This window comes from Acinetobacter sp. YH12254, from assembly GCF_013417415.1.
GTDB classification, from domain to species: Bacteria; Pseudomonadota; Gammaproteobacteria; order Pseudomonadales; family Moraxellaceae; genus Acinetobacter; species Acinetobacter pseudolwoffii.
On record NZ_VPEB01000002.1, the window covers coordinates 113,427 to 126,077 of the forward strand.

Here is a 12,651-nt window from a genome sequence, read left to right on the forward strand (position 1 = left end):
TTCCACACTAAGCCTTGTCTAGCTGAGAGCGAATCCTGATGAAAGCCACGATCAAACAACGCGAACACTATGCCTTTTTCTTGCCCATTCAGACCCGCTGGGCAGACAATGACCTGTATGGCCACGTCAACAATGTGACTTATTACAGTTATTTTGACACCGCAGCCAATGCCCTGCTGATTCAGGAAGCGGCCTTTGATCCGAAATACTCTCCGATGATTGGGCTGGTGGTCAGCTCCAACTGCCAGTTTAATCAGGAACTGTCTTATCCGGAAATTATTGAAGTGGGCGTGGCCATTGAAAGCATGGGAAATTCATCACTGAGCTACGATCTGGCCATTTTTAAACGCAATTCGGATACAGCTGCAGCTCAGGGTAATTTTGTTCATGTATTTGTCGATCGTGAGACACGAAAAAGCACCCCGATTTCAGCCGAAATGCGGGATGCCTTATCTCGATTTGTTGTGCCTTAAAATCCAGTCTATTTCAGCTGAATATTTTGCAATTCACCATCGAACTGCTGCAACAGGTCACGTACCGCAGGTTCAGCCTGTAACAGCTCTTCAGCGCGTTTAAAGGCACGAGCCTTCCGCTGATGCTGCATGGTATAGGGTGTTAGCTGGTCCACACTTTCAAATTTCACCTGGAAATGAGTTTGCGGCCACTGCTGTTGTAAAGCAGCTTCCAGAGTATGTTGCAGTTGTGTCAAAAGTTGCTGGTATTGCTCAGGGATATGAAAAACGGATTGGCCATTAATCTGTCCGCTCATGACACCATACTGTGCCAGTTCCTGCACTGCTGGAGAAAGCTGGCTGTTACGGAACCAGTATTCCCATTTTTCGACGCTCCACTCACCCTCTAACATTTGCTCAGGGATTTTTAAAATATCCTGTGGCATCAGATTCTGCGTATTTAAATCTTGGGAAATGTCATCCGGTAGCGCAGTCTGAATCGGAGCGACTTCTTCAATCACAGGCTGAGCAATCGTTTCCTGTGAAAGTTCCAATTCCGGTGAGGCAAGACTAAATTCCTCATCAGCAGATATTTCTTGTGCTGCTTCGACATGAGTAACAGCATCTACAGGAATAAACTCTTCAAGCAGGAAATCATCCGAGCTGCTGCTTGTCGCCGGTGCTTCTACGCTACTCTCGATTTCATCAAAACCAAACAGGCCTTTGTCGTCATTTGGATCAAAAACGATCTGATCACTAGACTGTACTTCCTCAATCGCTGTCTGAATTACTCCCTGTTGAACAGGCTCAGGTGCATGATCATTAGTGGACTTTTCTTCATGGAGAAAATCATCTGAAGATGGTTCAGGCATTGATGGCGTATAAGCTTCCTCATCCGTCTCATCGTCCAGAGAGAAATCATCAAACACTGGTTCCGCTTCAAATGTTTTTGCTGTGACTGTTTCAGACTGCAATTGTGTCTGAACGGGCTGTTGTAGACGTGTAGGAGAAGCTGCTATTGGTTGAGTTGCGGCTTCATGAACGACTGGAACCTCGCTTGGCTGTAAGGGTCGGAATGCCAATAAGCGTAGCACCGTCATCTCAAAACCTTGTTCCTGAGTCACAGCCAACTGTAAATCAGCGCGTCCCTTACAAGCAACTTGATAATACAGTTGTAAATCCTGAGCCGAAATCAGACCGGATAATTGCATGATCTTTTGATTGATTTCAGCACTATATTTCAGACTTAAATCAGGCAGATATTGTAATAAAGCCAGTTCATGCAAAGTCGAAATTAACTGATCTAAAACCAGTGAAACATCCAAAGCCTGCTGACGGAATTGCAGCAACAACTGACTGACCTGTGCTTTCTGGTTCTGGTGAATCGCCAGAATCAGATCATAAATAATGGTCCGGTCAATCAAGCCCAGCATGTCTTTGACATCCTGATGCTGAATCGCACCCTGACCATAGGCAATCGCCTGATCGGTCAGAGACAAGGCATCACGCAAAGAACCTTGAGCAGATTCGGCAATTTGCCAGATGGCATCCTGATCCGACTGAATACTTTCTTGGCCTAAAATCTGGGCCAGATGCTCGGTAATTTCATCAACAGCCAATGGGCGCAAAGTAAACTGCAAACAGCGTGAAATTACGGTAATTGGCAGCTTTTGTGGGTCGGTCGTAGCAAACAGGAACTTGACGTGCGCAGGTGGCTCTTCCAGAGTCTTTAATAAAGCATTGAAAGAATGCGTGGACAGCATGTGCACTTCATCAATCAGGTAAACTTTAAAACGACCTTGAGTCGGTGCATAAGGCACATTGTCGAGCAGCTCGCGAGTATCTTCAACCTTGGTGCGTGAGGCCGCATCGATTTCGATCAAATCGATAAAGCGTCCTTCGTTGACGGCGCTACAAGTCGCACAGACTTCACACGGTGTCGAGGTGATACCGGTCTCACAGTTCAAGCACTTCGCCAAAATACGTGCAATCGTGGTTTTTCCGACACCACGCGTTCCTGTAAACAAATAGGCATGGTGCAAACGGCCACGTTCGAGCGCGCTGGTTAAAGCACGTGAAACATGGTTTTGCCCCACCAATTCATTAAAATTACGAGGACGGTATTTTCGCGCAAGTACTTGATACATGTATGCTCCTTTTTACAGGTCTAAGCATACTGTTTTTTTAGTAAATAGTGAAATGAATGCCGGTTTATAAACAATAAAAATCCCTTGATCAAAATCATTGAAAAAGGGATATAAAACATATATTTTCTTAAAATCAGACCGATTCAAACAGGATAAAGTCACTTTGCATCTGGTAGCGTTTGCCTGTTTGATCTTCACGAATTTCCAGAACCTGCTTTTTCAGATCCACATAAACCAGATTGCGGGTATCGACATTCAGCAGTTCAATCTTTTGTTGCGTATCATCCTGAAAACGAATCGGCCCAGTAATGGTTTCAATCGGGTTATGCCCACTCAAGCTTTCACGTGATAACGTAAAAGTCCGATCATCATGCAAGCTCAAAGCAACAGCCATACCCGGACAATCGTCACAACTTGAAAAACATCCCATACAGGGTGTGGTGCCCTGATAATTCCCGACCCAGGCAGGAATCTGAGCTTTAGCCTCAATAGCAGTATTTGCCGTCGATTGGTTTTGATCCTGGCAGCCAAACAAGGCACTGCTTGCGACCAGAGGAATCATCAGCACTTTTTTCATCACTTCATACCACAGACTGGGAGTCACGCCAAAATAACATATTTTAAGGACTTTACTAAACTCCCCAATCAGGGATATTTAGCGCCAACCTTTACGTCCAGTCAGGACGGCATCAGCACAGCGTAAGGTTTCCTGTGTCAAACCCCACAGACGATAATCTCCGGTCAATGAACCTGTCGGGAAATTATGGGTATAGGCAAAACTTAAATTGCGCTCAGGGTCACACCAGGCTCCCGAACCATTAAAGCCCATATGACCAAAACCTTGCGAAGCTTTACCTAAAGTAAGCACCCGATGATAACCCAATCGCCAGTGCATCGGCAAAGGCATGACTCGATCGCGTTTTTTGCATTGAATCTGACTGAGACGCTGAAAAACTTCAGGCGAGATCAATTGCTGTCCTTGCCATTCGCCGCGGTTGGCCAGCATGGCATAAATTTTTGCCAGACTCTCTGCGGTAAATACTCCATTGGCGGATGGAATGATTGCTTGCAGGCCTTGCTCACTAAAGAAACTGAAATTCCTCATTCCTTTGGGAATCATCGCATCCTGAAAATCCTGCGGATCTTGTCCACTCCAAATCAAAGCCCGCTCCATCAGATTCGGTTTTCTTGATCCTGTTTTTTTCGCAGGCTGCGATTGAGACTTGGCTGCTTTAGCTTTAAAAATCGGCAGTGCTACCCGAGCTAATTCATTGGTCGGCACACTGAAATAAGCACCATTCAACATCAAAGGCTGAACCAGATATGCCTGCATCAGTTCAGTTAAAGTTTTAGCTGTCGCTTTTTCTAATGCACCACCGACCTGCCAGCCAAAGGTCAGCGGTTGATAGGCCGCATCTGTTGCAACTTGAAAACGTGGTTCAGCCGCGGCAATTCGGTCTAGCATCTGCGGCCAGTCGGCCATTTCAGTGGCGTCGGCAATGATATTACGGATATCAAACAATCCGCTTTGATGACTCAGCATATGCGCCAGAGTAATATTTTCTTTACCGTTTTGCGCAAATTCAGGCCAATATTCTGCAACAGGCTGGTCATAATCAACCAGGCCCTGACTGGCCAGAATATGTGCCAGTGTCGCCAGCACACCTTTGCCCGTCGAATAACACAGCGACATGGTATCGGTTTGCCAAGCCTCAGATTCCGATTTTTTCCCGGTATAAATATCGACGACTTTTTGTCCCTGAAAATAGACAACAAGTGCCGCACCACCCTGCTCTGTGCGAGCATGCTGTAGGCGACTAAACTGACGGGCAAGGTCACGGAAATTTTCATTTACCGTTCCTTGGTAATGGGCTGTATCCGCAAATAAATAATCTTTGAGTGGCTGCATCATTCTATCCATAGAATATTGATTTCTTAAAAACAAAAAAGCCTAAATCAGGTTCAGGCTTTTATCGTACTTTAAATTGCGGTCACAGTTCCTGTGACATGCGGCTTCTGATTTTTGCTATTACGAATCAGGATTTCCGTATCATTAGCTGCTTTCGCGGTTAAGAATTGCACTTTGGAAGGCAGATATAAGGGCAGTTTAAACCAGACATCTGCTTCATAGGCATCGGGCAATGCCAGGCTGGACAAAGCTTTAGCCTTGGTCCACATACCATGCGCAATCGCCTGTTTAAATCCGAATGCCTTAGCCATTAGGGCATGAATATGAATCAGGTTAAAGTCGCCGGATGTCATGGCATAACGGCGACCCGTATTTTCTAGAATTTCCCATTCAGCATTCAGCTCATAATCGGGTGTCTTGTTTTCGACGATTTTGGCTGCAGCTTTGCCTTTACTCTTTTGACGGGACAGATAAGTGGTCAAGGCTTCCACCACCACTTCATCACCGACTTTTACTGTGGTGATGAAATCAAACTGTACACCTTTATCATGCGGCTGCAATTCACCAAACTTGCAAGACAATGTGAGAGATTCATTGACTCCGATTTTACGATACTGTTTGACCTGATTGCGGATATGCACCAGACCGAGAACCGGAAAAGGAAAAGCTTCAGCCGTCATCATATGCATTTGCAGGCTTTGTGAAAGAACTGTTAGATAAATGGCTGGAATATAGCCATTATTTTTAAAACCACAAACTTCATTATAGGCTTTCAGATGCTTTTGATCGACCTTGAATGAATCCACCACATATTCAACTTGCGGTAGAACTTTTTCAGCTTTTGGCTTTTTAAAAATCAAGCCCTGAATCACTTTTGGATAGGCTAAATAAGGTTTTGGAAGTTGACTAAAATGGCGAGTATTCATACTGAACCTTTGGAATATTTATCTTTATGACGTCCTTCTTTTTAAAAGAAGGAAGAATATCTTTTTAAATAAATCCCTCCCAACCTCCCTTTAACAAAGGGAGGAGTAGTCCCCTCTTTTGCAAAGAGGGATTTAGGGGGATTCTAAATTAAGCCCCTAACAGGCTCTGACCACACACACGCACCACATTGCCATTCAAACCTGAAGAGGCAGTCGAGGCAAACATCGCAATCGCTTCTGCCACATCAACAGGATGACCACCCTGACTCATGGAATTCATACGGCGTCCAGCTTCACGGATGGCAAATGGAATTGCTGCTGTCATTTGCGTTTCAATAAAACCCGGTGCCACAGCATTAATGGTTATACCATTTTTTAATGTCGGTGCTGTGAATTTCACCACACCAATCACACCTGCTTTAGAGGCTGCATAGTTGGTTTGACCCAGATTACCTGCAATACCTGAAATAGAAGATACACAGATAATACGGCCATTTGCATTTAGACCATCGTTGCAGAGCAAGTAATCATTGACGCGTTCAATTGCTGACAGGTTGATGTTAATGACCAGATCCCAAAGCTCAGGCTTCATATTGGCCAAAGTCTTGTCGCGGGTAATCCCTGCATTATGCACGATAATATCCAGACCACCCTGCGCCGCTGCCGCCTGTTTGATTTTCTCACCCGCATCGGCTGCAGTAATGTCAATCGCTAGTGTAGAGCCGCCAATTTCACCAGCGACACGATCCAGATCTGCCTGCTGTTGTGGGACATCCAGACAAATCACATGTGCGCCATCACGTGCCAGCACATGAGCAATCGCCTCACCAATACCACGGCTTGCTCCAGTTACTACTGCCGTTTTTCCTGCCAGTGGCTTACTCCAGTCCAAGTCTACTTGTGCTGCTGCCGATACACGAATAACCTGACCAGACACATAGGCAGAGCGTGGAGAAATTGCAAAACGTAGCACAGACTCAAGATTGGCTTCGGCACCTGCATCGACATAAATCAGGTTGGCTGCAATACCCTTTTTAAATTCTTTGCCCACAGATTTGACAAAACCTTCGAGCGCACGTTGTGCAATGGCCTGACTCACAGATTTTGCAGATTCAGGTGTTGTGCCGATCACGACCACACGACCAGAACTTTGAATCTGACGCGCAATCGGATTAAAGAATTCATAAAGTGATTTCAACTGCTCTGAATTTTCAATACCAGAAGCATCAAAAATAACCACTTTAAACTTGGATTCTTTATCGCCAGTATTAAATGCATTCAGGTTCAGACCCGATTTCGCCGCTGCCTGTTGCAGTTCCGCATTATTGCCTGCATAGCTATTGGCATGAATATTTGCCAGCACCTGAGCAATCGAACCGGTCAATACACTCGCAGGTGCAGCACCGAATAACACAGCGCCTTTTACCACTGGCGTTGCAGACTCGAAACGGTCTAGGGAAATTGGGGATGGCAGGCCCAGATTTTTAATGACAAATTTACCAATAGGAGATTTTGCGAAATTTTGGTACTGATCAGTCATGTTTATTATCTCTCATACAAATTAATTTTTGATCGATCTAAAGTTATCCTTTAACTTCAATATAATGCCAGATACTTATATTGCAATAGATCTACCAGATTCTACCCAATCATACTTGAGATATCTGGCAGATGACTTGACCTGAGCGCAGTCTGCAATGTCATTGTAGTCAATACAGCATATACTCATCTATGCTAATGTAAGCCACAAGAAGACGATCAATTTGCTTGGAAAAGCCTTATGAGCAAAACAACTCAAGAAAATCCAGCAGTCGAGAATTCCGCATCTCCAGCTGTGTCAAAATCATCAACGCGTGCTAAGCGTAGCACTAAAAACACGGATACAGCCGCTGCTGCAGCTAAAACTCCGCGTACCCGTCGTACAGCGAGCAGTAGCAGTCAGACGACATCAACTCAAACAGATTCAGTTTCAAAAACACAGCCTTCTGTTCAACAGGATAATAATATGAGCCAAAACACAGTTCGCCGCGTTGCTATTCTTGGTGGCAACCGTATTCCATTTGCACGTTCGAATGGTGCCTATTTTACTGCCTCTAACTCGGACATGCTGACCGCAGCATTAAATGGTCTGGTAGAGCGCTTTAATCTGCAAGGTCAACGTGTCGGTGAAGTGGTTGCAGGTGCTGTCCTGAAGCATAGCCGTGACTTTAACCTGACTCGTGAATGTGTTCTGGATACGGCACTGGCACCAGAAACCCCAGCTTATGATATCCAGCAGGCGTGTGGTACGGGTTTACAAGCTGCATTTTTAGTGGCAAACAAGATTGCACTGGGCCAAATTGAAGTAGGAATCGCCGGTGGTGTAGATACCACCTCTGATGCGCCCATTGCATTGGGTGACGGCTTGCGTAAAGCGCTGCTTGAATTGAACATTGCCAAAACTGCCAAAGACCGTTTAAAAGCCTTGACCAAAATTAATGTCAAAGAATTGATGGACGCACCTAAAAATGGTGAGCCACGTACTGGCTTGTCTATGGGTGATCATCAGGCGATTACCACACTGGAATGGGGTATTTCCCGTGAAGCGCAAGATGAACTTGCTGCATCTTCACACCAGAAAATGGCAGCAGCTTATGAAGAAGGTTTCTTTGATGATCTGATCACGCCATTCCTGGGTTTAGAGCGTGACAATAACCTGCGTGCTGATTCTTCAGTCGAGAAACTGGCGAAGCTTAAACCTGCGTTTGGTAAGGGCGATGCGCGTACCATGACTGCGGGTAACTCTACCCCACTGACAGATGGTGCTTCTTGCGTTCTGCTAGCGTCTGAAGAATGGGCAAAAGCCAATGGTCATGAAGTTTTGGCTTATCTGACTTTTCAGGAAACTGCAGCAGTTGATTTCGTCGAGAAGAAAGAAGGTTTATTGATGGCACCTGCTTATGCTGTTCCTCGCATGCTGGAACGTGCGGGCCTAAAACTTCAGGACTTCGACTATTATGAAATTCATGAAGCATTTGCTTCTCAAGTGCTGTCTACTTTAAAGGCATGGGAAGATCCAGCATTCTGTAAAGAGCGTTTAGGTCTGGATGCGCCACTCGGTTCAATTGACCGTGCAAAACTGAACGTGAAAGGCTCATCACTTGCAGCCGGTCATCCCTTTGCAGCAACTGGTGGTCGTATTATTGCGACGGCAGCCAAACTGATTGCTCAAAAAGGTTCAGGTCGTGTACTGGTATCGATCTGTGCTGCCGGTGGTCAGGGTGTTACAGCGATTATTGAAAAATAAGCTGCTACCTTGATTCAAAAAAGCTCCTCGATTGAGGAGCTTTTTTATACCTTTTACCTACTGTATTGGCATTGGATTATTTTTAAAGTATTCGTCAACTTTATTCCAAGGTGCTGTTGATGCTACACCCCTCACAATGTTTTGATTAACCCCCTGGCACAGCGCTGCATCGGGAGTGAGGTGGAATGCGTTAACATTTGGATCCATATAAGGCAGTGAACCAGGACGGCGCTGGAAGTAGAAGTTCAACCAATCCACCATCGGCTCGAAGCCATGTGATGACATCGCCCATGCGCTATTATGTCCCCCCCAATGATGTCCGAATTCATGCGCAATAATACGAAAACCTGATAAACGATAGTGACCATAGAATAGCCAAGTATCGACACCCAGCACGGTACCGCCACCAAGACCACCACCTATATTGGTAATACCAAGATTAATCTCGTTACGATTTAAAATCTCTTTGTAGATACGAACATAGTCTTCAGGCATATAAATACCGTTTGGCCCATCGACTTGACCTGCATTACCAAAGAAATCATGGCCCATCACTGCTTTATGATTAAACCAGAGGTTTTCAAATTCAGGGGTACTGAGCATATATGCTAAGTTCGTCATCATGATGACCCATTCACGCGCATAGACAGGCGTTACTCGACACCATTTGCCTGGTTCGTCATATTTACCAAAATAGATTTTCCATTTTGCCTGAATTTTATTGAGCTTTTTCACATGCTCGTCTGTTTCAGAAGTCACATGTAAATCGAAAATATCACTTGGTATCAGCGTGGTCTGACTTAAACCTGCCAACTGAATTGAACCACTGCCATCTGCAAGCGGGAAGCGGGATTGATCATTCAATTTAATATTAAATTTTGCAGTGGAAAATGGCGTAAGCTCATCTAAATCTGCAAGTATAACCCAATCATCTGAATGACGGATTTTGGCGCGAATTTGTAAATTTCGAACAGGAACAGCGCTATAACTTTTAAGCGTTAAAGCGTTGCTACTCAGCTCTGCCGATAAAATCCGATTCATATACACATGACGTTCAGCACTATTGGTCAGCGCCTCCCAAGATTCACCATCTTGCAATACAAGTGTTTGATTTTGTGCTTTAGATTCAGTCAACAATAATGCAGAACTCAGCTGTTTGGTCTTATTTTGCTGTAATGTGACCATTGGCAAGAGCTTAACCCTTTGATTAGACAAATGAATCAACTGTTGGCCATACACCGCAACATCACCTGCTCTTTCGATATGACTGCTTTCAGCTTGCCCTTTCAGGATATATTTTTTGAATTGGTCGATATTGTGCTTTGGCAGAATTGATTTTAAGCCAAATTCCTGAGTAGGATATGTTGCTATCGAACCATCATTCCTTGCGGTATACACAGTACCGTCATCATGACGGTGTAAAAGGGTCGCAAGATTTGACTCTGTCAAAATAGGTGCAATGTGAGTGTCATTTTCACGAATTTGGTTAATGTCATGCACATAAGTTTTACCGTTTGGAAGGCTGGTATACAGATGATCTCGCATGACTTCCATACGTGCATTACAGTTACGACCACAATCAGGAAGACTGAGCCGAGCAAACTTTTTCGCTTTTAAATGGTTTTGTGCAATAGCATCGCTTTGACGCCAGACATTAATACGACCTTCGATATCGGGGACATAGATATAGCGGTCATCTGCGGTAACAGCATTACTGTGAACTAAAGCATGGTTCACTGTATCGCCCCACCAAACGCCAGTTCCTAGCGCCATCACAAAGCTCGGTTGAGGCTGTGAAATATCTAGAATATCGACACGGTTAGAACCATAACTGGCCACATATAAGCGTTCTGCATGGATTTCGATATCTGCAAGACTGTCCCATTTTTTTGCTAAGCCTTCAATTTTTAATGGGTCAATTGCACTCAGCGCACGTTTTTGTTTTAAATCATAACGTAAAATTTTTGATTCTGATTGGCTATTGGCGATATACAATACATCACCAGTTCGTACCAGGGCTGTAGGATTCCATGTACTTAAACCGAAATCTTGAGCAGTAAGTTCCGAACCCACATCCAAGACTTTAAATTCTGAAATTTTGGTAAATTGAGCATTATTTCCTGTTGATGGATTAGAGCCAACCGTACCTGACCCAGGCTTAGATGCATGGCTGTCATTCTCACCACCACCACCGCCACAAGCAGTCATGAGTAAGGCAATGCTTAAACTCAACAAGCTATATTTTAACTTCATAATTCCCCTTAGATGCAAATGCATAAAAACTTCTGCTCTTATAAAGGGGTTTAAGATGAATACAAAGTCGAATAAGTGTGCTATGTGTCAAAGAAATACTGCTGTTTACTAGATTCCCCACATAAAGCACAAGTAACATTAGCTGTGCTTTATTTTTTTCTATGCTTTTCTTATTATATTTTTCGATGCTCAGGCTGATATCCAAGCATTTCTTCTATCGAATCATAACACCACTGAAAAATGAAGGTATATACCAGAATACACAGGGTCAGGCTAAAATCGAGCACAATCGCCTGCCATAGCCCCATGTTCATCGCATAGGCCACCATTGGAATGGTGGCGAGCATTAAACCACCTTCAAAGCCAATCGCATGTAAAATACGCACTCGAATCGTTCGTTTCAGTTGACGTTTCGCTTCAAATTTTTCGAAATAATGATTAAACAGCATATTCCAGATGACAGAGGTCACGGCCATCACAATTCCCAGTACACCTGTGACTTCTAGCGGCATATTAAAAATAAGACTCAAAGCTATCGCAATGATCACCAACAGGATGACTTCATAGCTAAGCGCATGCACAAGTCGTCTTTTGGAAATCAACATTTTCATTACTCGGTTTTTTATCAATAATCGCGCATATTATGTTCTTTAAACTGATTAATCGAGTTAGAATATTTCAATAAAATTGATAGATAAGATTACATGAATATTAATCAGGAACAACTCACTGTATTTAAAACTGTGATGGAAACCGGTTCATTCTCTGCAGCTGCACGAAAATTGGGAAAAGTTCCCTCTGCCATTAGCATGTCAATTGCGAATTTAGAAATTGATCTGAATCTGCAACTGTTCCAGCGTATTGGGCGTGAACCTGTGCCAACGGAGCAGGCACAGACACTGTATGAAAGAACAGAACAGCTGTTAATCGAAATGAATCAGTGGAAACAGCATGCGCTTGCCCTAAGTTCAGGCCTGGAGTCTGAACTGAATATCGTCATCGTTTCTGAATTACTGCATACGCGCTGGACTGATTATGTCGTTCTGGTGGAACAGCAATTTCCCGAGCTTCAGATTAATGTCTTTGGTGCACCTCAGGAAGATGCGCAACAGATGCTCTTGGATGGTAGCGCACAACTGGCATTAATGTTTGAGCGGGAACAACTCGATGCACGTGAACAGTTTGTGGAATTAAAGCGTGAAGTCTTGATTCCTGTCGCAGCCAAGCAGCATGTACTGAGTCAATACGATCAGGTCAGCTTTGAACAAATTCTAAATAGCCGTCAAATTGTGGTGGCGAGCCGTGACCGTAATATTAAACCTGAATTATTATATTCCCGTCATTACTGGCGCACTGACAATCATCATTCTGCCTGTAGCATGATTCAACAGGGTTTGGGTTGGGGTGTTCTCCCGCAGGAAATGCTAAAAAAACAGCCGAATTTACAGCAAAATCTGCAAGTGCTGAATCTGCTCGATTTCACCCCAAAGTTTGAATATTTTATCGATCTGGTCTGGAGTCGGGAAAGCAACTTGGGCACAGCTGCTCATTTTTTGATTAATCATCTGCGAAATCAGCGTAAAAGTAGCAAATAATCACAGAAACACCACTTCAGTCTACTTGGTAAATACAGGGTTTATGATATAAAAGTATGCATAAGCAATAACCATAGAACTAG

General features: G+C 44.1%; 10 protein-coding genes. 3 read left to right on the top strand and 7 right to left on the bottom strand.

Annotation, left to right across the window (positions count from 1 at the left end; genetic code table 11):
• Positions 1–38: 38 nt before the first annotated feature.
• Positions 39–473: a thioesterase family protein gene (locus tag FTV29_RS02295; RefSeq protein WP_005170474.1), complete on the top strand. Its 435-nt coding sequence runs from the start codon at positions 39–41 to the stop codon at positions 471–473.
• An 8-nt stretch (positions 474–481) separates the two neighbouring features.
• Here the strand turns inward: FTV29_RS02295 and dnaX are convergent, their stop codons facing one another.
• The 5 genes from dnaX to FTV29_RS02320 all read right to left on the bottom strand — a co-directional run bounded on the left by dnaX (position 482) and on the right by FTV29_RS02320 (position 6,974).
• Entirely contained in the window at positions 482–2,599 is a 2,118-nt protein-coding gene (gene dnaX, locus FTV29_RS02300; RefSeq protein WP_100355356.1) for a DNA polymerase III subunit gamma/tau, read from the bottom strand.
• A 133-nt stretch (positions 2,600–2,732) separates the two neighbouring features.
• Complete coding sequence (locus tag FTV29_RS02305) at positions 2,733–3,176, bottom strand: copper resistance protein NlpE N-terminal domain-containing protein (protein WP_034608473.1); 444 nt, start codon at positions 3,174–3,176, stop codon at positions 2,733–2,735.
• A gap of 78 nt (positions 3,177–3,254) precedes the next feature.
• Complete coding sequence (locus FTV29_RS02310; RefSeq protein WP_005097266.1) at positions 3,255–4,508, bottom strand: serine hydrolase; 1,254 nt, start codon at positions 4,506–4,508, stop codon at positions 3,255–3,257.
• Positions 4,509–4,579: 71 nt separating this feature from the next.
• Entirely contained in the window at positions 4,580–5,434 is an 855-nt protein-coding gene (locus FTV29_RS02315) for a MaoC/PaaZ C-terminal domain-containing protein (RefSeq protein WP_005170469.1), read from the bottom strand.
• 148 nt (positions 5,435–5,582) lie between these two features.
• The gene (locus FTV29_RS02320; RefSeq protein ID WP_005097268.1) at positions 5,583–6,974 is read right to left on the bottom strand and encodes a 3-oxoacyl-ACP reductase; all 1,392 of its coding nucleotides are present in this window, start codon (positions 6,972–6,974) and stop codon (positions 5,583–5,585) included.
• A gap of 240 nt (positions 6,975–7,214) precedes the next feature.
• Between FTV29_RS02320 and FTV29_RS02325 the strand changes: the two genes are divergently transcribed.
• The gene (locus FTV29_RS02325) at positions 7,215–8,720 is read left to right on the top strand and encodes an acetyl-CoA C-acetyltransferase (RefSeq protein WP_180075002.1); all 1,506 of its coding nucleotides are present in this window, start codon (positions 7,215–7,217) and stop codon (positions 8,718–8,720) included.
• 57 nt (positions 8,721–8,777) lie between these two features.
• Here the strand turns inward: FTV29_RS02325 and FTV29_RS02330 are convergent, their stop codons facing one another.
• Together FTV29_RS02330 and aceI are read right to left on the bottom strand one after the other, a co-directional pair.
• Positions 8,778–10,973, bottom strand: a complete 2,196-nt coding sequence (locus FTV29_RS02330; RefSeq protein WP_180075003.1) for a beta-propeller fold lactonase family protein — start codon at positions 10,971–10,973, stop codon at positions 8,778–8,780.
• 173 nt (positions 10,974–11,146) lie between these two features.
• Positions 11,147–11,578, bottom strand: a complete 432-nt coding sequence (aceI, locus tag FTV29_RS02335) for a chlorhexidine efflux PACE transporter AceI (protein ID WP_005097273.1) — start codon at positions 11,576–11,578, stop codon at positions 11,147–11,149.
• A 99-nt stretch (positions 11,579–11,677) separates the two neighbouring features.
• Here aceI and FTV29_RS02340 point away from each other — a divergent pair, with 99 nt between their 5' ends.
• Positions 11,678–12,568 (top strand): LysR family transcriptional regulator, encoded by an 891-nt coding sequence (locus tag FTV29_RS02340; RefSeq protein ID WP_005170459.1) that lies wholly within the window; start codon positions 11,678–11,680, stop codon positions 12,566–12,568.
• Positions 12,569–12,651: the final 83 nt, after the last annotated feature.